Annotated in this window: 23 protein-coding genes; 13 read left to right on the top strand and 10 right to left on the bottom strand. The window is 71.8% G+C overall.

Translation table 11 applies throughout. The annotated features are described in order from the left end of the window. The first annotated feature begins 277 nt into the window (after positions 1–277). Entirely contained in the window at positions 278–688 is a 411-nt protein-coding gene (locus tag ABZ622_RS03020; RefSeq protein WP_360539708.1) for a VOC family protein, read from the top strand. Here ABZ622_RS03020 and ABZ622_RS03025 read toward each other — a convergent pair whose 3' ends face one another. Then, the gene (locus ABZ622_RS03025) at positions 689–3,565 is read right to left on the bottom strand and encodes an FAD-binding and (Fe-S)-binding domain-containing protein (RefSeq protein WP_360539710.1); all 2,877 of its coding nucleotides are present in this window, start codon (positions 3,563–3,565) and stop codon (positions 689–691) included. A gap of 293 nt (positions 3,566–3,858) precedes the next feature. Here ABZ622_RS03025 and ABZ622_RS03030 point away from each other — a divergent pair, with 293 nt between their 5' ends. The 8 genes from ABZ622_RS03030 to ABZ622_RS03065 all read left to right on the top strand — a co-directional run bounded on the left by ABZ622_RS03030 (position 3,859) and on the right by ABZ622_RS03065 (position 11,413). Further along, positions 3,859–5,463, top strand: coding sequence for an ATP-binding protein (locus ABZ622_RS03030; RefSeq protein WP_360539712.1), 1,605 nt, complete (start codon positions 3,859–3,861; stop codon positions 5,461–5,463). After that, positions 5,460–5,903, top strand: coding sequence for a roadblock/LC7 domain-containing protein (locus ABZ622_RS03035; protein ID WP_360539714.1), 444 nt, complete (start codon positions 5,460–5,462; stop codon positions 5,901–5,903). The genes ABZ622_RS03030 and ABZ622_RS03035 overlap by 4 nt, the downstream gene beginning before the upstream one ends. After that, a complete protein-coding gene (locus tag ABZ622_RS03040; protein ID WP_360539716.1) occupies positions 5,900–6,265 on the top strand; it encodes a DUF742 domain-containing protein in 366 nt (121 codons plus the stop codon). Before ABZ622_RS03035 ends, ABZ622_RS03040 begins: the two co-directional genes overlap by 4 nt. After that, positions 6,246–6,899 carry an ATP/GTP-binding protein gene (locus ABZ622_RS03045; protein ID WP_360539718.1) on the top strand — a complete coding sequence of 218 codons (654 nt, stop codon included), beginning with the start codon at positions 6,246–6,248 and terminating at the stop codon, positions 6,897–6,899. Before ABZ622_RS03040 ends, ABZ622_RS03045 begins: the two co-directional genes overlap by 20 nt. Then, the gene (locus tag ABZ622_RS03050) at positions 6,896–8,176 is read left to right on the top strand and encodes a cytochrome P450 (RefSeq protein ID WP_360539720.1); all 1,281 of its coding nucleotides are present in this window, start codon (positions 6,896–6,898) and stop codon (positions 8,174–8,176) included. The genes ABZ622_RS03045 and ABZ622_RS03050 overlap by 4 nt, the downstream gene beginning before the upstream one ends. Continuing rightward, positions 8,173–9,381 (top strand): cytochrome P450, encoded by a 1,209-nt coding sequence (locus ABZ622_RS03055; protein WP_360539722.1) that lies wholly within the window; start codon positions 8,173–8,175, stop codon positions 9,379–9,381. Before ABZ622_RS03050 ends, ABZ622_RS03055 begins: the two co-directional genes overlap by 4 nt. A 155-nt stretch (positions 9,382–9,536) precedes the next feature. Further along, a complete protein-coding gene (gene serC / locus ABZ622_RS03060) occupies positions 9,537–10,655 on the top strand; it encodes a phosphoserine transaminase (RefSeq protein WP_360539724.1) in 1,119 nt (372 codons plus the stop codon). 146 nt (positions 10,656–10,801) lie between these two features. Beyond that, on the top strand, positions 10,802–11,413 hold the full coding sequence (locus ABZ622_RS03065; RefSeq protein ID WP_360539726.1) for a Uma2 family endonuclease: 612 nt from the start codon (positions 10,802–10,804) through the stop codon (positions 11,411–11,413). Here the strand turns inward: ABZ622_RS03065 and ABZ622_RS03070 are convergent, their stop codons facing one another. The 3 genes from ABZ622_RS03070 to ABZ622_RS03080 form a co-directional block, all read right to left on the bottom strand. Next, on the bottom strand, positions 11,414–11,821 hold the full coding sequence (locus ABZ622_RS03070; protein WP_360539728.1) for a DUF4259 domain-containing protein: 408 nt from the start codon (positions 11,819–11,821) through the stop codon (positions 11,414–11,416). A gap of 66 nt (positions 11,822–11,887) precedes the next feature. Continuing rightward, positions 11,888–12,418, bottom strand: a complete 531-nt coding sequence (locus ABZ622_RS03075) for a GNAT family N-acetyltransferase (protein ID WP_360539730.1) — start codon at positions 12,416–12,418, stop codon at positions 11,888–11,890. A 28-nt stretch (positions 12,419–12,446) separates the two neighbouring features. Then, entirely contained in the window at positions 12,447–13,436 is a 990-nt protein-coding gene (locus tag ABZ622_RS03080; RefSeq protein ID WP_360539732.1) for a WD40 repeat domain-containing protein, read from the bottom strand. Positions 13,437–13,494: 58 nt separating this feature from the next. Here ABZ622_RS03080 and ABZ622_RS03085 point away from each other — a divergent pair, with 58 nt between their 5' ends. Further along, complete coding sequence (locus ABZ622_RS03085; protein ID WP_360539734.1) at positions 13,495–14,181, top strand: GDSL-type esterase/lipase family protein; 687 nt, start codon at positions 13,495–13,497, stop codon at positions 14,179–14,181. A gap of 31 nt (positions 14,182–14,212) precedes the next feature. Here ABZ622_RS03085 and ABZ622_RS03090 read toward each other — a convergent pair whose 3' ends face one another. Both ABZ622_RS03090 and ABZ622_RS03095 read right to left on the bottom strand, forming a co-directional pair. Beyond that, positions 14,213–14,833: a helix-turn-helix domain-containing protein gene (locus ABZ622_RS03090; protein WP_360539735.1), complete on the bottom strand. Its 621-nt coding sequence runs from the start codon at positions 14,831–14,833 to the stop codon at positions 14,213–14,215. Between the two features lie 35 nt (positions 14,834–14,868). Further along, positions 14,869–15,459, bottom strand: a complete 591-nt coding sequence (locus ABZ622_RS03095) for a TetR/AcrR family transcriptional regulator (RefSeq protein WP_360540262.1) — start codon at positions 15,457–15,459, stop codon at positions 14,869–14,871. Positions 15,460–15,838: 379 nt separating this feature from the next. On the opposite strand from ABZ622_RS03095, the gene ABZ622_RS03100 reads away from it, so the two are divergent. Next, the gene (locus ABZ622_RS03100) at positions 15,839–16,612 is read left to right on the top strand and encodes a class I SAM-dependent methyltransferase (protein ID WP_360539737.1); all 774 of its coding nucleotides are present in this window, start codon (positions 15,839–15,841) and stop codon (positions 16,610–16,612) included. A gap of 91 nt (positions 16,613–16,703) precedes the next feature. Here ABZ622_RS03100 and ABZ622_RS03105 read toward each other — a convergent pair whose 3' ends face one another. Continuing rightward, complete coding sequence (locus ABZ622_RS03105) at positions 16,704–17,342, bottom strand: TetR family transcriptional regulator (RefSeq protein ID WP_360539739.1); 639 nt, start codon at positions 17,340–17,342, stop codon at positions 16,704–16,706. Between the two features lie 80 nt (positions 17,343–17,422). Here ABZ622_RS03105 and ABZ622_RS03110 point away from each other — a divergent pair, with 80 nt between their 5' ends. Then, complete coding sequence (locus ABZ622_RS03110) at positions 17,423–18,358, top strand: oxidoreductase (RefSeq protein ID WP_360539741.1); 936 nt, start codon at positions 17,423–17,425, stop codon at positions 18,356–18,358. A gap of 95 nt (positions 18,359–18,453) precedes the next feature. Here the strand turns inward: ABZ622_RS03110 and ABZ622_RS03115 are convergent, their stop codons facing one another. From ABZ622_RS03115 to ABZ622_RS03125, 3 genes are all read right to left on the bottom strand, one after another. Then, complete coding sequence (locus ABZ622_RS03115; RefSeq protein WP_360539743.1) at positions 18,454–19,104, bottom strand: hypothetical protein; 651 nt, start codon at positions 19,102–19,104, stop codon at positions 18,454–18,456. Between the two features lie 233 nt (positions 19,105–19,337). Further along, positions 19,338–19,922 carry a cysteine hydrolase family protein gene (locus ABZ622_RS03120; protein WP_360539745.1) on the bottom strand — a complete coding sequence of 195 codons (585 nt, stop codon included), beginning with the start codon at positions 19,920–19,922 and terminating at the stop codon, positions 19,338–19,340. Between the two features lie 298 nt (positions 19,923–20,220). Continuing rightward, complete coding sequence (locus ABZ622_RS03125; protein ID WP_360539747.1) at positions 20,221–20,838, bottom strand: hypothetical protein; 618 nt, start codon at positions 20,836–20,838, stop codon at positions 20,221–20,223. A gap of 171 nt (positions 20,839–21,009) precedes the next feature. Between ABZ622_RS03125 and ABZ622_RS03130 the strand changes: the two genes are divergently transcribed. Continuing rightward, positions 21,010–21,411, top strand: a complete 402-nt coding sequence (locus ABZ622_RS03130; RefSeq protein WP_360539749.1) for a hypothetical protein — start codon at positions 21,010–21,012, stop codon at positions 21,409–21,411. Positions 21,412–21,475 lie beyond the last annotated feature (64 nt).

Consider the following 21,475-nt stretch of genomic DNA (forward strand, 5'->3'; position numbering starts at 1 on the left):
TCCCTACCGGTTGTATGACATCGCTCGAATCCCGACGTCCGGATCCCGGCTCCCGAAGCCCGAAGCTCAAGACCCGGCCCCGAGCCATTCCTCGTACCCACGAAAGAGTGAACGGGCCGTCCCGGAGCTCGGAACCCGGAGCTCGGAACCCGACTCCCGGAACCCGAGCTTCGCGGTCGCCCAGGGTGAGCAATAGGACCGAATCTGTCCGATATCGGCCCTACGGTGTGCCGCGCAACGACGCCTTCAACCGAGCACCCACCCCGAGGAACACGTCATGGACTTCGTCTCGATCCGCATCATCACCGCCGACGTCGCGCGCCTCGTCGCGTTCTACGAGCGGATCACCGGGATCCCGGCCGACCGGGCCACCGAGGACTTCGCGGAGCTGCGCCTGCCCCATGCCACGCTCGCGATCGGCAGCGAACGCACCGTGCCGCTGTTCGCCCCCGGCTCGGCCCGGCCCTCGGCGAACAGCAGCGTCATCATCGAGTTCCTCGTCGACGACGTGGACCGCGTCCACCGGAACCTGACCGAGTTCGTCGGCGACTTCGTCAAGGAGCCGACGACCATGCCGTGGGGGAACCGGGCGCTGCTCTTCCGCGACCCCGACGGGAACCTCGTCAACTTCTTCACTCCCGTCACTCCGGAGGCCATCGCGAGGTTCACCCCGCGCCGCACCTCGTAATCACTCGGTCCTCTCCTCCAAGCCCTCGGCCAGTACCTCCGCCAGGTGCCGGGCCCGTACGCCGCCCAGTTGTTCCAGTTGGGTCCGGCAGGAGAAGCCGTCCGCCAGGAGCTCCGTGCCCGGCTCGGCGGCCCGTACCGAGGGCAGCAGGGTCTCCTCCGCGCAGGCCACCGACACGTCCCAGTGGCCGCGCTCGAAGCCGAAGTTCCCGGCCAGGCCGCAACAGCCGCCGCTCAACTCGCCTGCCAGTCCCGCGCGTTCACGCAGCCGGCGTTCCGCCGCGTCGCCCAGGACCGCGTGCTGGTGGCAGTGGGTCTGGCCGACGACCGGGCGGTCCAGGCGGGGTGGCTGCCAGTCGGGGGCGTACTCCTCCAGGTACTGGGCCAAGGTCCGGACGGACGACGCCAGTTCGGCGGACCTCGGGTCGTCGGGGAGGAGTTCGGGCAGGTCGGTACGGAGGGTGGCGGCGCAGCTCGGTTCGAGAACGACCATGGGGGTGCCGAGCGTGCCGCCCAGCCGGTCCAGGGTGCGGCGCATGACCTTGCGGGCCTTGTCCAGCTGGCCCGTCGATACGTAGGTGAGGCCGCAGCACAGCCCGCGTCCGGCGGGGATCGTGTGGCGGCCCGCCGCCTCCAGGACCAGCACCGCCGCCCGGCCCACCTCGGGCGAGAGGTGTTCGGTGAAGGTGTCGGGCCAGACCATGGCCACCTCGTCGTTCGAGAAGATGAACGTGCCCTTGCCCCAGCGCCGGTTCAGCCACCGGGTGAACGTCTCCCGCGCCAGGACCGGGATCCCGCGCTCCGGTGCGATGCCCGCCAGCCGCTTGGCGAGGGACGCGAGGAGGCGGATCCGGGCCAGGGCGTTGAGGACGGGGGCGAAGGGGGACGCGAGGCGCAGCCATGCCGGCAGCCGGCCCATCGTGTAGTGGGAGGCCGGGCGCAGCCGTCGCCGGTAGTGGTGGTGCAGGAACTCCGCCTTGTACGTGGCCATGTCGACGCCCACCGGGCAGTCGCTGCGGCAGCCCTTGCAGGACAGGCAGAGGTCGAGCGCGTCCCGTACCTCCGTCGAGCGCCAGCCGTCCGTGATCACCGCCGCCGCGCCGTCAGTCTGGCCCGCATCACCCACCCCGCCCGCGCCGCCCGCCAGCATCTCGTGCAGCAGCCGGGCCCGGCCCCGGGTGGAGTGGGCCTCCTCGCCGGTCGCCCGGAACGACGGGCACATCACGCCGGTGCCCGTCGGCTGCGCCGTACGGCACTTGGCGACGCCCACGCACCGCCGCACCGCCGCCGAGAAGTCGCCGCCGTCGTGCGGGTAGCCGAACTCGACGTCCACCGGGCCCTTCGGCAGCACCTCGAAGCGTAGGTTCTCGTCGAGCAAGGCGGGGCGGGCGAGGATGCCGGGGTTCATGCCGCCGTCCGGGTCCCAGATGTCCTTGAACCGGGCGAAGAGGGCGACGAGTTCGTCCCCGTACATGCGCGGGAGCAGTTCGGCGCGGGCCTGGCCGTCGCCGTGTTCGCCGCTCAGTGAGCCGCCGTGCGCGACGACCAGGTCCGCGAGCTCCTCGGAGAAGCGGCGGAAGCGGGCGACGCCCGGCAGGCTCAGCAGGTCGAAGTCGATGCGGACGTGGATGCAGCCGTCGCCGAAGTGCCCGTACGGGGTGCCGCGCAGTCCGTGCTCGGTGAGCAGGGCGCGGAAGTCGCGGAGATAGGGGCCGAGGCGGGCGGGCGGTACGGCGCAGTCCTCCCAGCCGGGCCAGGCCTCGGTGCCGTCGGGCATCCGGGTCGCGGTGCCCGCGGCGTCCTCGCGGATGCGCCACAGGGCCCGTTGTCCGGCGGGGTCGGTGACGACGGTGCCGTCCAGGGCGTCGGCCGCCCGGAGGATGCGCTCGGCGTGCGCCCGCGCCTCGGCGGGGGTGGCGCCGCCCGTCTCCGCGAAGAGCCAGGCGCCGCCGCGCGGCAGCCCGGCCGGTTCCCGTACGAGGTCGGCGGCCATGCCCTCGACGGTGAGCGGGCGGTACGGGAGCAGGCCGGGGGCGGCCTCGGCGGCGGCGGCCTCGTCGGCGTAGCCGAGTACGGCCAGCGCGCGGGCCGCCGGGGCCTCGACCAGTCGTACGGTCGCCTCCGTCACCACGCCGAGCGTCCCCTCGCTGCCGCAGAAGGCGCGGACGAGATCGGTGCCGCGTTCGGGCAGGAGGGCGTCCAGGGCGTATCCGGAGATGCGGCGCGGGAGTTCCGGGAAGCGGGTGCGGAGCGGGGCGAGGTTCGTACGGATGAGTTCGGGGAGGCCGGGCAGGGCCTCGGGGAGGGTGTCGGGGAGGGTTCCCCGCTCCAGGCGCAGGGTGTCGCCGCCGTAGCGGGCCACGGTCAGGGCGTGCGAGTTGTCGGCGGTGGTGCCCCAGGCGACCGAGTGCGCGCCGCAGGAGTTGTTGCCGATCATGCCGCCCAGCGTGCAGCGGCTGTGCGTGGACGGGTCGGGGCCGAAGGTGAGGCCGTGCGGGGCGGCGGCGGCGCGCAGCTCGTCCAGGATCACACCCGGCTGGACGACAGCGGTGCGGGCGACCGGGTCCAGCTCGACGATCTTCCGCAGGTGGCGGGTGAGATCGAGCACGACGCCGGTGCCCGTGGCCTGCCCCGCGATGGAGGTGCCGCCGCCGCGCGGCACCACGGACACCCCGTGCGTGCGGCAGACCGCGAGCGCGGCGGCCACGTCGTCGGCGTCCCGCGGGGTGACGACGCCGAGCGGTACGCGGCGGTAGTTGGAGGCGTCCATCGTCGTCAACGCCCGGGCGGTGGCACCGAAGTCGGCCTCGCCGCGGACCGCGGCGCGCAGGGCCTGTGCGAGTTCGGCGTGTTCCGTCGGATTCTGGGGTGCGGCCATGCGGCCCAGGATGCCGTTGATCGGGCCAATCGGTCGTTCGGTGCCGTACGTTTCCCCCGAATACGCCAATACGTCGGCATACGTCGGACGCGTAGTCACATACGTAACAGAGAACGCTACAAGGTCTTCCCAAAGAGAGCGTCAATTCTCATATAGTGACCAGGACTTACCTTGGAATTGTCAGCTCCAGTTACCACGCTCCGTCCAACTGTTCCGAACTGTCCCGATCTGGGCCATTCGGTTCGCCCCGCTTGCCCGATCCGTCCGTACCCGTCCGCCCCCTAGGACTCCCTTTGAGCCCCTCATCTCGGCCGACCGCAGTGGCCCTGCTGATATCGCTGGCCGTCACCGGATCCCTGTGTCTGTGGGCGGTCGCCGCGGCCCCCGACTCGGCACGGCCCGAGCTGGCCTGGGGGGCGGGGGCCGGCGCCGTACTGCTGTCCGCCGCCGTCGCCGTCGCCGTCCGTGCCCGCACCGAGGCGAACCGTCTGCGCGCCCGGCTCGCCTCGGAGACCCAGCGGTTCACCGGCGAGATCAGCCGCCTCGTCTCCACCTCTGCGGCCGAGGGCCAGCGATTCACCGCCGAGACCGCCCGGATCAAGTCCGCCGCGGCGGCCGAGACGGCGCGGCTCAGGTCCGCGGCCGAGACCGAGACCGCACGGATCACCGCACAGGCCGCCGCCGAGACCGAACGGCTCACCGCCGACAACAAGCGGCTCACCGCCCGCGCGACCCGCAGCGAGACCGAGCGCTCCGCCGCGGTCGCCGCCTGCGCCAACGCCGCGGGCCGGATGCAGGCCCTGTCCACCAGCATGCTCGCCGACCTGCGCGAGATGGAGCACCGGCACGCCTCCGAGGACGTGCTCGGCGACCTGCTCCATCTCGACCACCGCACCGCCCAGGCGGGCCGGCTCGCCGACTCCATCGCCGTGCTGACCGGTGCCCGCTCCGGCCGGCGCTGGGCGAAGCCGATCGTGATGGAGTCGATCCTGCGCGGCGCGATGGGCCGGATCAGCGGCTACCAGCGGGTGCGGCTCCACTCGACCAGTGATGTCGCGGTCGCCGGGCACGCCGCCGAGGGCGTCATGCACGCGCTCGCCGAACTCCTCGACAACGCCGCCAACTTCTCGCCGCCCACGGCCGAGGTCCATGTGTACGTCGAGGAGGTGCCGGCCGGCATCGTCCTGACCGTCGAGGACAGCGGCCTGGTCATGAGCGATGTGCAGCTGCGCCGCGCCGAGCGTGCGGTGTCGGCCACCCACCAGGACCTGACGGGGCTCTCCGGCACCCGGCTCGGCCTCGCCGTCGTCGGCCGGCTGGCCCGCAAGCACGGTCTGACCGTCTCGTTCCGGCCGTCCGCGCGCGGCGGTACGGGCGCCCTGATGATGCTCCCGCAGGAGCTCCTCACCCGGGCCTCCGCACTGGTCCCGGTCCCGGCGTCCCGGCCGGCCCCCGAGCCGGAGCCCGCGCACGGCAACGCGTCGGCGGTCCGGCCGGCTGCCCCGGCGGCGACCGCCACCACGGCCACCACTGCCGCGGCCGCGACGCCGACCACCACGGCCGGCGCACAGCAGCCGCAGCACTCCCAGCAGCCACAGCACTCCTCGTACGCCCCGGCCGACCCCGCCCCGGCGAACCCCCCGGCCACCCCCGCCGAGGACTCCCCCGCCTCCGATACCACCGGCAACCTGCCCCGGTTCGGCGAGAGCGGGCTGCCCAAGCGCCCCCGCGGCCGTACCCTCGCCGCCGCCGAGGCCCGCGCCAACGCCCACACCGACGGCGCCGAGGCCCCCCGGCCCCGCACCTCCGACCCCAAGGAACAGGCGGCCCGCTTCAGCAGCTTCCGCCAGGCTGTTCGGGCCAACTCCCCGCACCCGGAAGAAGGCAACACCCGATGACCGCGACCACCGACGAGAAGCTCAACTGGCTGCTGGAGGGGCTCCTGGAGCGCACCCCCGGCACTCGTCATGCCCTCGTCCTGTCCAGGGACGGCCTCAAGCTGTGCCGCACCCCCGAGCTCTCCGTCGATCAGGCCGACCAGCTGGCCGCGATCTCGGCCGGCATCCAGAGCCTGTCGCACGGCGCGTCCGTCGAGTTCGGTGACGGCACCGGCGGCGTACGGTCGGCGATGGCCGAGTTCTACGGCGGCGTGCTGTTCATCGTCGAGGCGGGCGCGGGCGCCCATCTCGCGGTCGTCGCCTCCGAGGAATCCGACGTCGGCCTCATCGGCCACAACATGAGCGAGCTCGTCGAGCAGCTCGGCGAGCACCTCAGTGCCCCGCCGCGCTCCCCCTCGGCCTCCGACGTCACCGCCACCGACGCCACCGCGGCCGTATGACCCGCCCCCGCCGCCCCGGCCGGGATGACGATCCGGACCGGCTGTACACCCTCACCGGAGGGCGCAGCCGGTCCGACTCGGACGCGTTCGACCTGGTGACGCTCGTGGTCTCCGAGTGCGAGCCGGCCCCCGGCATGCAGTCGGAGCACGTCACGATCCTGCGGATGTGCCAACTGCCCACCGCGGTCGTGGAGATCGCGGCGGCACTCGGCCTGCCCGTGAGCATCGTCCGGATCATGCTGTCCGATCTGCTGGACACCGGACGTATCAGCGCCCGTCACCCCCGTACTGCCCGTGTCGCGGACCGGCTCCCCGACCCCGACATCCTGGAACAGGTGCTCGTTGGACTCCGCAACCTCTGACCGTGCCGCCCTGCGGGCGACGGCCGACAACGGACTGAAGATCGTCGTCGTCGGCGGCTTCGGCGTCGGCAAGACCACCATGGTCCGCTCCGTCAGCGAGATCCGTCCGCTGAACACGGAAGAGACCATGACCCGCGCGGGCGAGGCCGTCGACCACCTCGACGGCGTGCACTCGAAGACGTCCACGACCGTCGCCTTCGACTTCGGCCGGATCTCGCTCGACGAACGCTCCGTGCTGTACCTCTTCGGCGCCCCCGGCCAGGAGCGCTTCTGGTTCCTGTGGGACCGGCTGTTCTCCGGCACGCTCGGCGCCGTCGTGCTCGTCGACACCCGCCGGCTCGCCGACTCCTGGTACGCGATCGACCGGCTGGAGCACCACGGCACGCCGTTCATCGTGGCCTGCAACGACTTCGGCGGCCCGCTCCACACCGAGCAGCAGATACGCGAGGCGCTCGCCCTCTCGGACGACGTGCCGCTGGTGGAGTGCGACGCCCGGGACCGTTCGTCCAGCAAGTACGTACTGATCACTCTGGTCGAGTACCTCCACACCCTCTCGCAGGGCGGGGCCGCCGCCCGCTCCGCCGCCGCCCGTCCGGAGATCGCGCCGGAGAAGACCCCGGAGCCCACCCCGTGACCCAGCCCCCGGCACCATCCTCCGGCTGCCCCGTCTCCCAGGGCCGCGTGCCGCTCTCCGGCCCCCGGTTCCAGACCGATCCGACCGGGCTCTACCGGGACATGCGCCGCGACCACGGGTCCGTGGCGCCGGTCGTCCTCGACGGCGACATCCCCGCCTGGCTCGTGCTCGGCTACCGCGAACTGCACCAGGTCACCGGCGACCCGGTGCTGTTCAGCCGCGACTCCGACCTGTGGAACCAGTGGGACCGGATCCCCGGCGACTGGCCGCTGCTGCCGATGATCGGCCGCAAGCAGCCGTCGATCCTGTACACGGTCGGCCCCCGGCACACCGAGCGCGCCACGATGATCAGCAACGCGCTGGAGGCCGTCGACCCGTTCGCGCTGAAGCGGTACGCGGAGGAGTTCGCCGACGGTCTCATCGACCGGTTCTGCGCCACCGGAAGCACCGAGGTCATCGCCGAGTACGCGATGCTGCTGCCCGCCCTCGTGCTGGCGAAGATCTACGGCTTCAGCGACACCGTCGGCCACGCGCTCGTCGGCTCGCTCAACGACATGATCGACGGCCGGGAGCGGGCCCTGGCCGGGCAGCAGCACCTCGCCTCGTCCATGTTCCAGCTGCTGGCCGACAAGCACGCCGAGCCCAGCGACGACGTCGCCTCGCGGATGCTCGCCGACCGCGGCCACTTCACCGACGAGGAGGTCGCGCAGGACCTGATGGTCATGATGGCCGCCGGCCACCAGCCGACCGCCGACTGGATCGGCAACTCGCTGCGGCTGATGCTCACCGACGACCGGTTCGCCGCCTCCCTCTCGGGCGGCCGGCACAGTGTCGCCGAGGCCATGAACGAGGTCCTGTGGGAGGACACCCCGACGCAGAACGTCGCGGGGCGCTGGGCCTCGCGCGACACCCGTCTCGGCGGCCGCCACATCCAGGCGGGCGACCTGCTGCTGCTGGGCATCGCCGCCGCCAACGCCGACCCGCAGGTCCGCACCGACGGCTCCGCCCTGACCGGCGGCAACAACGCGTTCCTCTCCTTCGGCCACGGCGAGCACCGCTGCCCGTTCACCGCCCAGGAGACCGCCGAGGTCATCGCCCGTACCGGCATCGAGGTACTGCTCGACCGGCTCCCGGACATCGACCTCGCCGTCCCCGCCGAACAGCTCACCCGGCGCCCGTCCCCGTGGCTGCGGGGGCTGACCGATCTGCCGTTGACCTTCACGCCCACCCTCGCCCTGGGACCCGCCGCGGGAACCGCCACCGGAGGCCAGAGATGACCCGGATCGCCCTCGACCCCTTCGTCGCCGACCTCGACGGCGAGAGCGCCCGGCTGCGGGCCGCGGGCCCACTCGCCGAGGTGGAGCTGCCCGGCGGGGTGCACTGCTACGCGGTCACCCACCACGCCGAGGCGCGGCAGCTGCTCACCGACAGCCGGATCGTGAAGGACATCAACGTCTGGAACGCCTGGCAGCGCGGCGAGATACCGATGGACTGGCCGCTGATCGGCCTCGCCAACCCGGGCCGCTCCATGCTGACGGTCGACGGCGCGGACCACCGCCGGCTGCGCACCCTGGTCGCCCAGGCGCTGACCGTGAAGCGGGTGGAGCGGCTGCGGGCCGGCATCGAGGCGCTGACCACGGCGAGCCTGGACCGGCTGGCCGCGCTGCCGGAGGGCGAGCCGGTCGACCTGAAGGCGGAGTTCGCCTACCCGCTGCCGATGAACGTGATCAGCGAGCTGATGGGCGTGGACAGCGCGGACCACCCTCGGCTGAAGGAGCTGTTCGAGAAGTTCTTCTCGACGCAGACCCCGCCGGAAGAGGTCCCGCAGATGATGGCGGACCTCGGCGCGCTCTTCACGAAGATCGTCGACGGCAAGCGGGAGAACCCCGGCGACGACCTCACCAGCGCCCTGATCGCGGCCTCCGAGAACGGTGACCAGCTCACCGACGAGGAGATCGTCAATACCCTCCAGCTGATCATCGCGGCCGGCCACGAGACCACGATCAGCCTGATCGTGAACGCGGTCGTCGCGCTCCAGACCCACCCCGAGCAGCGCAAGCAGGTGCTGGCGGGAGAGGTGCCGTGGGAGAACGTGATCGAGGAGACGCTGCGCTGGAACACCCCCACGTCGCACGTCCTGATCCGGTTCGCCACCGAGGACGTCGAGGTGGGCGACAAGGTCCTGCCGAAGGGCGAGGCGCTGATCGTGTCCTTCGGCGCGCTCGGCCGCGACGAGACCCAGCACGGTCCCACGGCCGGTGACTTCGACATCACCCGCTCGCCCAACCGCCACATCGCGTTCGGCCACGGCCCGCACGTCTGTCCGGGTGCGGCGCTCTCCCGGCTGGAGGCGGGCGTGGCACTGCCCGCGCTGTACGAGCGGTTCCCGGAACTGAAGCTCGCGGTACCCGCGTCCGAGCTGCGGAACAAGCCGATCGTCACCCAGAACGACCTGCACGACCTGCCGGTGGAGCTGGGCTGAGCACCACTCCCGTACGCGGTCCCGTACGCGGTCCCGTACGCGGTCCCGTACGCGGTCCCGTACGCGGTCCGGTACGCGGTCCACGGACCGGAGCGGGCGTCTCATCCGACGGACACGGTGCTCGGCCGCGTCCATGAGGCACTACGCTCCGGTTCGTGGCCGATATCCAGATTCCCGCTGACATCAAGCCCGCCGACGGACGCTTCGGCGCCGGTCCTTCCAAGGTGCGGACGGAGGCGCTCGACGCGCTCGCCGCCACCGGCACGTCTCTTCTCGGTACGTCCCACCGCCAGGCCCCGGTCAAGAACCTGGTCGGCGCGGTGCGTCAGGGCGTGCGCGACCTCTTCTCCCTTCCCGAGGGCTACGAGGTGATCCTGGGCAACGGCGGCTCCACCGCCTTCTGGGACATCGCGACGCACGGGCTCATCGAGACGAAGTCCCAGCACCTCAACTTCGGCGAGTTCTCCTCGAAGTTCGCGAAGGCCGCAAAGCTCGCCCCGTGGCTGGCCGACCCGACCGTGATCGCCTCCGACCCGGGCACCCACCCCGACCCGCAGGCCGAGGCGGGCGTCGACGTCTACGCCTTCACGCACAACGAGACCTCGACCGGTGTCGCCGCGCCGATCAAGCGCGTCGCGGGCGCCGACGAGGGCTCCCTGGTCCTGGTGGACGCCACCTCCGGCGCGGGCGGCCTGCCCGTCGACATCGCCGAGACGGACGTCTACTACTTCGCCCCGCAGAAGTCCTTCGCCTCCGACGGCGGCCTGTGGATCGGTGTCTTCTCCCCGGAGGCCCTGGAGCGCGCCGCGCGCGTCCACGCCTCGGGCCGGCACATCCCGGAGTTCTTCTCGCTGCCGACGGCGATCGACAACTCCCTGAAGAACCAGACGTACAACACCCCCGCCCTGGCCACGCTGTTCCTCCTGAACGAGCAGCTGACCTGGATGAACACCCAGGGCGGCCTGGACTTCACGGTCCGCCGCACGGCCACCTCGGCGCGCACCCTGTACGGCTGGGCCGAGGACTCCAAGTACGCGACCCCGTTCGTCACCGACCCGGCGAAGCGCTCGCAGGTCATCGGCACGATCGACTTCGCGGACGAGATCGACGCCGCCGCCGTCGCCAAGGTGCTGCGCGCCAACGGCATCGTCGACACCGAGCCGTACCGCAAGCTGGGCCGCAACCAGCTGCGCGTGGCGATGTTCCCGGCGATCGACCCGGCCGACATCCAGGCGCTGACCGCCTGCATCGACTACGTGATCGAGAAGCTGTAACACGTACCCACAGGTCGAAGGGCTCCGCGCCGGTGCGCGGGGCCCTTCGTCGTTCACTCGGTCGAGTGGCGGAACGACTTTCGGGCCCTGCCGAGCGGATCGGCCTACGATGATGACCTCGACATCAACCCTTCAGGAGGCCCGCAATGTCTGCAGCAGCAGTCGAGCACCCCTGTGACGGTGAACCGGAATCGCTGCTCGACACGGCCAACAGCCTGATGGAACAGAACCCGGGATACCGCGTCGAGATCATCGGAGGCGTCATCACCGTGGCCCCATCCCCGGATGCCCCGCACGCCCGAGTGCTGACCAAGATCATGCGTCCGTTCATCACAGCCGGTCTCGACGACGGCGAGGCAGAGGTCCTTCAAGGGATCGGCCTGTGGCTCCCGAGCGGCCCCGAGGACTACGCCATCCCCGACCTGGCGATCGTCGACGCCGATCTCGACGAGCATCTGATCGAGAACAACTGCTACGACCCCGCCGTCTTCCGCCTCGTCCTCGAAGTCACGTCCAGCAACTACCGGAGCGACCTGCGCAACAAGGTGGTCGCCTACGCCGAGGCCAAGATCCCGGTGTACGTGATCGTCGACCGTAAGCACGGCCGGCTGCACGTCCTGACCGAGCCCATGAGCGGCGGTTACGACAACCACCAGGTGTACGCCCCCGGCCAGACCGCCACCCTCCCCGAGTCGATCGGCGCCCCCGTGACCCTCGACGTCGACACGCTCATCCGGGCAGGCCGCCGCCGCGCCTGATCACCCGCCCGCCGCCACCAGCACCTCCCGGAGCCGGGCTATGCCCGGGGCCCATTCCTTGTCCTCCGCTTCGTCCCACAGCTCGCGCAGCTCCGAGTCCTCGCCCAGCACCGCGTCGAGGGCCTTCACCGCGAGGAGACGCAGGTCCGTCGCGAGGACGGGCAGCGGCTTGTCGGGTCCGTACGCGGTGGTCACCGGCTCACCTCCCGGGCACTGCGAGGCGACCAGCGCGGCCGACGCGACGGCGATCACGGCCTCGTCGCTGTCCAGGTAGTCCGTGGGGGCGATCGCCCGCTCCAGGGCCTTGCGGATCACTGCTTCCTTACCGGCCTCCGGCGTGTCGTCGATCCGCCCCGAGAAGTCCGCAGCGGTGTCGTTGTCGAAATGGCCGGTGTCCCAGGTGCCCATGAGGTCCCCTCCGCAAGTGCTGTGACTACGTACGCCACTCTGGCATCCACCACTGACAACGGCGGGTCAGTCCTCCCCCGCGCCCCGCTCCCAGCGCCGTTCGCCGTCGCACCACTCCTCCATCGGCACCAGTCCCGCCGCACCGGCCACGGCGGCGGAGGCACCGTGGTCCGGATGGATGTGGGCGAGGACCGTACGCACCACCACCGGCCCCGCTCCCGCACCCGCACCCGCTCCCGCTCCCGCTCCCGCCAGCAGGTGTGCCACCAGCCCCTCCGCGGCCTCCCTCGCGTACCCGCGCCCCTGCCACCGCGTCCCGACCACCCAGGCGACCTCCGCCTCCGCGCCCGGCACGTCCACCGTCGCCTGGACGTATCCGGCCAGGCGGCCCTCGTCGCGTACCCGCAGCACCCAGTTCCACCACCGCACCCCGGGATCCGGCGAACCGGCGGTCTGACGTCCGTAGCGGGCCCTCAGCTCGTCGGCGGTCTCCGGGGCGCCCCCGGTGTACGTGTGGAGGGCCGGGTCGCCGAGCACCGCCGCCATCTCGTCCGCGTACGCGACCCGCAACGGCAGCGCGTCCAGCCGTGCTGTCATGAAAGGTCCGGGTCCAAGGTTCATTCCCTCATTTTCCCTTCCGCCGCCGCCCCATGAGCACCAGGAAGCCGATCCCCGCGACGACGAGCACCCCGGTCAGGGTCGTCCCCTTCACGTCCCCGCTGCCGCCGCTCCCCGCTCCGGCGGAGGAGGCCGACGAGTCGCCACCCCTGGACGGCGACTGCCCGCCGCCCCCGCCGCGTTCGACGTCCACCCGCTCCACGTCACTCTGCTCCCCCTCCGAGCCGAACATCAGCGCCGAGCCGTCCGCCGTGTACGTCACGGACTCCGCCTGCCGCTGGATCGGCGCCCGGACCGCGTGGTCGGCGCCGAGCCTGCCGTTCTCGAAGACGTAGCCCCGGGCACTGAAGTAGGAGCGCAGCACCAGCTCCCTGCCGTCCGGCGAGAACGCCCCGTCCGTCACCCACGGCACCTCGCCCACCCGCCGGAACACATTGGCGCCGCCGGTGGTCAGCTTCGCGGGGCCCTCGTACAGCCCGCCGCCGTCCTCGTTCTTCGAGGCGATGTAGACGCGGCCGGTCTTCGGGTGGACCATCAGCGCCTCGGCGTTGCGCGGGCCGTCCGCGTACTTCACGTCGAACTGGGTGGCCCGGACCGTCGCGTCCTTCAGCTCCTTCGGCTCCGGGAAGCGGTAGATCCAGACGTGGTCCCAGCTGCCGTTGAGGTTGTCGCCGATGTCACCGACGTACAGATCGCCGTCCGGCCCCAACGAGATGGCCTCCACGTCGCGGGGTTCGCCCACCCCCTTCATGGTGATGGTCGCGACGGTCTTCCCGGTCCGGGAGTCGACGGCGTAGACGTACGGCCCGTCGTCGCTGTCGTTGTGCGTCCAGTAGATGCCGGGGTGGGCACGGCTCGCGGCGAGGCCGCTGGACTCGGTGATCCGGGGGTCCTCGATCGTGAAGCTCCGGTCGGCTCCGTCGTCGGCCACGGCCGGAGCCGGCCCGGCGAACAGGAGCAGCGCGGCGGCTCCGGACACAGTCAGGTACGAACGCATGGCACAAGTGTCCATCGTCACGTCGCAGGCGGCGCGAGTGATCCGCGATGATGACGCCATGCGGTTCACGTTTGTCGGCGATTCCATGACCATCGGCTGCGCCGGCGACTTCACCTGGCGCTACCGGATGTGGCAGCACCTCGATGCCACTCTCGGTGCTCCGTTCACGATCGTCGGACCGCGCAGCGAGCTGTACGACACCGGAGCGGCCGGGCCCGTCAGTCACGAGTACGGCGCGCCGGACTTCCCCGCCGGGGCCCGCACCCACCTGGCCGGCTGGGGCGAGGGCTGGCTGCACATGGCGCCGGTGATCGCCGACACGGTGACCGCGCACGGCACGGACGTGCTGCTCGTCTCGCTCGGCCTGATAGACCTCGGGTTCTACACGGACAGTGGCCAGACGGCGCTGAACGCAAGGGCGTTCATCGCGGCGGCGCGCACCGCGAACCCGCGCGTGAAGATGGTCCTGATGCCCGTGATACCGAACATCCGGGCCGAGTCGGACGCCCCGTTCGCCGCCGAGTGCGACCGCTTCAACGAGCTCCTGGCGAAGGCCGTCGCCGACCTGGACGACCCGATGTCACCGGTCCTGCTGGCCTCCCGCCCGCCGGGGTACGACATCCACGAGGACACCTACGACGGCACGCACCCCGGGCCGACCGGCGAGCACGCGCTGGCGGCGGCGTTCGCCGACGCGATGCACCAGGCGTGGGGGCTGGGCGGCCCGTACACGCCCCGGCCGTGAGAAGACCTGGCACGACCCGGAACGAAAGAACCTAGCGGTCCGAAGAGGGCCGGGCCCGTACGTGCATCCGCTCGCCCTGCTGCCCGAACAGGCTGAGGAATTCCACCGGGTCGGGCCCGGCGCTGGCCCACGCGTGCGGGGTACGCGTGTCGAACTCGGCGGCCTCACCGGCCGTGAGCACCAGATCGTGCTCGCCCAGCAGCAGCCGCAACCGCCCGGCCAGCACGTACAGCCACTCGTACCCCTCGTGCACCCGCTGCTCCAGTGGCCCGGTGGCGCCACGGCCGCCGGGCAGGATCTGCTTGTACGCGTGCAGCCCGCCGAGGTGCCGGGTGAGGGGTACGAACGTCATGCCGTCGCGGACGAAGGGGCGGAAGTGGATGCGCGGGTCGCCGGTGGCCGGGGCGCCGACCAGCTCGTCCAGCTGGACCCCGTACGCCTTGGCCAGCGGCAGCAGCAGTTCGAGCGTGGGCTTGCGGCCGCCCGACTCCAGGCGCGAGAGGGTGCTCAGCGAGATCCCGGTCGTCTCGCTGAGCTGGGCCAGGGTCGTGCCGCGCTCCTGGCGCAGGGCCCGCAGGCGCGGGCCGACGCCTGTCAGGACGGTCGTGATCTCGTCGTCCGGTTGTTCCGCGTGCTGTGCGCCGTCGTCCATCCGTCCATTATTTGCCGTCCCGGCAAGCGGGCGCGTCAGGACGGCAGGATCATGGCCAGCGAGAGCCGGGTCAGCTCGTCGGTCAGCCACTCGGCGTCGACCTGGCGGGGGCGGCGGCCGTGGTGGGCCATGAGCTCGTCCACCGCATGGTTCAGCACCGTGACGGTCACCTTGTGGTCGCTCGGCTCCGCCTCGCCCCGGCGCACGGCCCGCTCGGCCTCGGACGTCAGGAACTCGATCCACATCGCCCGCCAGGTCGCGAGGTGGTTGTCCACCTCCCGGCTCACCCCGAGCACCTCGACGAAGGCTACCCGGGCCGCGCACGGGTCCTCGGTGACCGCCTTCACATAGGCGGCGAAGAGCAGCCGGACCCGATCCGCCGTCGAGCAGTCCTCCATGCCCTCCGCCATCAGGGCGTTCTCGGCCGCGCGCAGCCCGTGGGTCGCCACCTCGTCGTAGAGCGCCATCAGCAGCACTTCCCGGGAGAGGAACTCCTGCTGGAAGACGTGGCCGGGCACCTTCGCGCGGGCGCACAACTCCTCGACCCCGGTGTGCGCGTACCCGTACGCACCGAACAACTCGCGCCCCGCCCTCAGGAGTCGGTCCCGTGCTCCCAGGAGCTCCATGGGCTGCCGCACCGTCTTCCTCCGCCGGCTCGCCACGACACCCGCCATCGGTCCTCCTTCGTCGTCCTTACCGCTGCTGCCACTCTTCCCGCTCCGCCACGTCGGTGGTGGGTCCGCCACGCACTCCGGACTCCATCACTTCCCGGGCTCCCCCGCCTCCGGAACTCCCCAAGAAACAACCCTCGGGGGGCGCGAGACCTGCCCCTTCACGCCTCGGCGCAGGCGCCCCCACCCCCGATGCGGGCCGGGGTGAACGGGGTTGTCGGCCCCGCCCGTTCCCGTCCGCCGGGCTGCCGCCGGGAGGTTTCGCGGGCCTCCGCCCAATTGGGCCCGGAGGCCCTGCGAATCTACGATTCGAACGTGTGGAAAGGGGGTCCGCGTGGACCGGAACATATGCACGACGGATGACGTACTGCGGCTCATGGACGGCCTGTTCGCACAGGACGGCGACCGGTGGACGGCCGGGGCGGGCTCCTGGTGGGACGGTTTCTACGCGGACCGGGAGCGGCCCGTGCCGTTCTTCGTGGCGAAGCCGGACGAGAACCTCGCCTCGTACGTGGACCGTGGTCTGATCGCCCCTGGGCGCGTCCTCGAACTCGGCTGCGGGCCGGGCCGCAACGCCATCCATCTGGCATCCCTGGGCTTCGAGGCCGACGCGGTGGACCTGTCCCCGTCCGCCCTCGCCTGGGCCGAGGAGCGGGCCGACGAGGCGGGGGCCGATGTCCGGTTCCACCAGGGCGACATCTTCGAGCTCACGGCGACGGAGCTGACCGGACCGTACGACCTCGTGTACGACTCCGGCTGCTTCCACCACCTGCCGCCGCACCGGCGCGTCAGCTATCTCGCCCTGCTCGACAGGGTCCTCGCCCCCGGCGGCGGCTTCGCCCTCACCTGCTTCGCGGCCGGCGAGGGCGGCATGGGATCCGAGCTCCCCGACGCGGCCTTCTACGAGAGGGGCGGGCTCCAGGGCGGTCTCGCCTACACGCCGGAGTCGCTGCGCCGGATCTTCTCCGGCCTGACGGAGATCGAACTGCGCCGGATGCACGACGAACCGTCCGGCTCCCCGCTCTTCGGCGAACCCTTCCTCTGGACGGCCCTGTTCCGCCGGTCCGCAGAAAGGGCCGAACACCCGCCTGCCGAAAGGGCCGCCTGACGGAACACCCGCCTGCCGAAAGGCCCGTACGGCGAAAAACCGGCCCGCCGAAAGCCCGGCCTCCCGGGCACGGGCGCGCCGGGGGCGGGCGTCAGGGGGCCGTGGTGCCGCCCCGGGCCCCGTCCGCGTCCAGCGCCGGGGCGATCACGGCGAACGCCCGGTCCAGCAGCGCGGCCGGGTCCTCTTCGCCGTCGCTGTCGCTCCACCGCCGCAGCACCGTATCGAAGGCGGCCAGCGCCATTCCGGCGGCCAGTCGCGGGTACAGATCCGGGTCGGGCCCGAGCCCCGTACGGTCCGCCAGCTCCGCCGTCAGATCGTCGCTCCACTGCGCCTGACGCTCCATGAAGCGTGCCCGCAGGGCGGGCGTGCGCAGGATCAGCCGGACCACGCGCAGTGCCCGCTCCGAGTGGTCGGGGTGGGCGCAGGCGGCGAGGGAGACGGAGACGGCGCGCAGCAGCGCCACGGACGGGCGCTCCCCCGCGGGCCGGGCCGCCAGCTCCTCGCACATGCCGGCGCCCATGTCGGCCAGGAACTGGACGACCACGTCCTCCTTGGACGCGAAGTACCGGAAGAACGTCCGCTTGGACACACCGGCGGCGGCCACGATCTCGTCGACGGTCACCGCGTCGAACCCCTTCGACGCCAGCAGTTGCAGCGCCGCCTCGGTCAGTTCGCCCGAGACGAGGAGGCGTTTGCGCTGGGCCATGGTCAATTCGGGGCGGGAGCTCACCAGCCAATGGTAACCCCATGCCTCGCGTGACACTCAGCCACATATTGACACCGAGTGCCATGCGGGGCAACGTGTGTCACATGACACGGCAACAGCACTGGACCACCGAGCAGATCCCGGACCAGACCGGGCGGGTGTCCGTCGTCACCGGGGCCAACAGCGGCCTGGGCCTGGCGACCGCGCGGGCGCTGGCCCTCCGGGGCGGACATGTGATCCTCGCCGTACGCAACGAGGAGAAGGGCCACCGGGCGGCGGCGGAGATCACCGCCGGGCGGCCGGACGCGGCTCTGGAGGTGCGCCGGCTCGATCTGGCGGATCTCGACTCCGTCCGGGCCTTCGCCGACCGGCTGCACGCCGACCACCGGCGACTGGACGTGCTCGTCAACAACGCCGGGGTGATGGCACCGCCCCGGTCGCTGAGCGCCCAGGGCCATGAACTCCAGTTCGCGAGCAACCACCTGGGCCACTTCGCGCTCACCGGACTGCTGCTGGATCTGCTGGCGGTCGGGCGCGATCCCCGTGTGGTCACGGTGAGTTCGGCCAACCACCGGCAGGGGCGGCTCTTCTTCGACGACCTCACGGGCGAGCGCACATACTCGCCGATGGGGTTCTACAACCAGTCGAAGTTCGCCAACGCCGTCTTCGGCCGGGAACTCCATCTGCGGCTGACCGCCTCCGCCAGTCCGGTGCTCAGCCTCCTCGCCCACCCCGGCTACACCGCCACCAACCTGCAGACGAGTGCGCCGGTCGGCCTGGTGAAGCTGCTGTACGGCCGGGTGCTCACCCCACTCGCCCAGACCCCGGCGCGCGGCGCCCTGCCACAGCTGTACGCGGCGACCCACCCGGACGTGCGGGGCGGTGAGTTCCTCGGCCCGGACGGCCCCGGCGAGCTGCGCGGCCGGCCGACCAGGGTGCGGCTGTCCCCCGGGGCGGCGGACAGCGGTACCGGCCGCCGTCTGTGGGAGCTGTCGGAACGGCTGACGGACGTACGGTTCACGTTCCCGGCCCCGGTGTAGAACCGCTCGCCCGGCGGACACACCTCGGCCGGTGAAGCGCCGCTCGCTCCACCGGCCGGGGCAGGTGCGTCAGGACCTGTACGTCACCGTGTCCGTCACGCCTTGCCGGTGCAGATCGCGTCGTAGGGCCGTCCCGGGCTCGGGAACAGCTCCAGGGGCTTGCTTCCGGTCGGGCACTGCTCGGCGGTCTTCGTCAGGTCGAGCACCTTGGTCACACCGCTGCCACCACTCCCGCAGGCGACCTCCTTGGCCTGGTCGTCCACGCAGTCGCCCTTCACCAACTGCCCGCCGCCCGCACCCGCGTCACCGGGGTGGTCGCCGCTCAGGTTGCGGCCGCAGATGGTCTTGCTGGGAATCCCGGCACTGGCGTCGCCCGAACCGAAGGAGACCTTCACCGAGATGATCGCGTCCGTGCCGGCCGGGCACTGGATGGAGCCGGAGAAGATGGCGCCGTCCTTGATCTCCAGCGCCTTGAGCGTCGCCTTGGAGTCGTCGCAGTCCAGCGGCTGGTAGGCGTCCTTCTTGGCGGCGTCGGGCCCGGCGCAGTCGCCGACCTTCCATTCCTTGGCCGCGTGCGTTCCGTCGTCGGACGACTTGCTGCACGCGGTGGCGGCCGCCAGGACGAGTGCGAGGGCCAACACCGCCTTCGAGCCGTTCAGGAGAGTCGCACGAGAGCCTCGGCGCGGCGAGGAGACGGTGCTTCTTCGGCTGCCGCTGAGGGGTCGCGTGCTGCCGTTAACGCTCATGCTGCTCCTTGGTCCGTGTGTGTGGCGCGGCCGCACGGCACTCGGTGCGGGTCCGCGCTTGGTGGCGCGGGCGTGATGACGACAGGAGCGGGCACCGCGGTTCCCGGACCACGCCGACCGGTCCGATCCGCCGGTGCGCGTGCGCGGCGCGCATCAGCCGGTTCAGCCGGTTCGCGGTGCACGGTCCGCGTCAGCCGGTCCGATCCGCCGGTGCGCGGTCCGCGTCGGCCGGTTCAGCCGGTTCGCTCCGGCGGTGCGGTGAAGGCCACGTCCGCGGCGTGCGCGACGACTTCGAGGTCACTGCCGAGGGCCCACTCGGCGACCCGCGAGACCGCCGCGGCCGGGATCCGGTCGCTGATTCCGGGCGCGGCCGGGATGTCGTGCGTCGCGTGGGCGTCGTGCGGCATGACGACCCGGTACCCCAGCTCCAGGGCGGTACGGGCCGTCGCCTGTACGCACATCTCCGACATCACCCCGCAGATGGCGAGCGCCCGCACCCCCGAATCGGCCAGCAGGCCGCCCAGGGGCGTCCCGTGGAACCCGTCGTCCCGGGTCTTGCGGACCACGACCTCCGTACCCGAGGCATCGACGCGATGGTGGAGCTCCCACCCGGCGGTACCCGGCTCGTCCCCCGCCCCGGGCTGCCCGTCGTTCTGTACGTGGACGACGAGCGCCCCGCCGCTGCGCGCCCGCGCGATCAGATCCGCCGTCCGGTCCAGCAGCCGGACCGCCTCGGGCACCGCCCGGTCCCCCTCGACCGCGTCCGCCTGGACGTCCACAACGAGCAGTGCCTGTACGGGGAGTGCATGATCGCTCATGCCGTCATCATGTCCGCAGGCACCGGTGCGGCTCCACATGTTTTGAACCGGAGGGACCGACCCCGCAGACTGCCGAGCCCGTTGGCAGGGGCTGCAGCTCGATGTGATGTGAACGCATGCGTGGAACGGGGAGAGCCGGGATGGAGCAGGCGTCAGATTCGGGTGATCAGGAGCGTGCGACAACGCGCGGCAGCACATGTCTGCGGCGAATCACGACGCGGCTCCCTTCGGCGGCCGGTGACAACCGGGGGTTGGAGGCCGAGGTCCGGGGCTTCCTCTCGAACCCGCGGGCGCGGTCCTACTCGCTCAGTCCCACAACGCCCCATCCCCGCCCCGCGGCTTCGGTGAGGATGCGGCCCCACTCCGTCAGCAGGAGGGCGAACGAGTCGAAGTCGCCGCCCCGGCCGTCGGGTACGGCGGAGTACACGGTGAAGGTCTCGCGCAATCCGTCGAGCCGTGGCCGTACGTCCTCCCAGAGCGCGGCCAGCCTACGGACGTTGTCCGGTGAGCGTGCGATCAGCAGGCCGTACGCGACTTCCGGTTCGCCGGAGAAGAAGTCGGCGTCCGTTTCCCCCGACTCGCCGTCCATGCCGTCCCAGATCAGCCCGAGCAGGAAGGCGTCCAGCCCGGCCCGCAGCGGCGGACCGGTGTGGTCGCGGACGCGTTCCCAGTGGTGCGTGGCCCAGAAGTGCGGCTTGTACGAGCCGAGGGTCTGCAGGAACTCGTAGAGGGCGAAGCAGCCGCCGTTCGGGCCCTTCGGCCATACCCAGTCGCCCTCGACCGTCGGTGTGTCGTACTCCCACAGGCCGGTCTCGTCGGCGTACCAGGCATTCCTCAGCCGCAACAGCCGTTCGTGTTCGGGCACTTCGCCCAGCCATGACCAGTCGGCGATCACCACCGTGATGTCGAGCCCCATGGCGCGAGGCTACCGGGCGGGTCGGGGCGCCGCTCCGTCCGCTTCCTGCGTGGGCGATGCCGCGGCCTTCGGCACCACGGCGCTCCGGGGCCGTTCCGATCGCCGGGCCGACGGCGCTCGAAGGACACCCCGGACCGTGTCCCCCGACCGCGGCGTGAGAGCGTCCTGCTCATGGCGGAGTCGTGGAGCCTTGCCGGCGACAGTGGTGGTGATGGTGATGCCGGTGGTGCCGGTGCCGTGGCCGCCGACGCGGTGGCGGAGGCGCTCCGGGGGAGGATCGCCTGCGGGAAGCTGGAATCGCTGCTGGAGAGTTCGTCCGGGCGGACCCTGTACGTCGTGAGCAACACCGAGCGGGCCATGGTGATGCTGATCGACCACCCGGGCGATCCGGGCGAGCACGCCGCGGACCCCGGAGCGCAGGAGTGGAGCGACGGGTTCGAGCTGTCGAACGGGCAGGCCGACGAGTATCCCGACGCGGACACCGTGCCGCTCGACGAGGCCCTCCGGATCGTCCGCCACATCCTCGCCACCGGCCGGCCGCCGGCCGACGCGGCGTGGGTGGTCGACCGCTGAACCGGAGCGCCCGCGTGGACCGATGCCTCCGCGTGAACCGGAGCGCCCGTGTGAACCGGCGCCT

It is taken from the genome of Streptomyces sp. NPDC007164 (genome assembly GCF_040634135.1).
Lineage (GTDB): Bacteria > Actinomycetota > Actinomycetes > Streptomycetales > Streptomycetaceae > Streptomyces > Streptomyces sanglieri.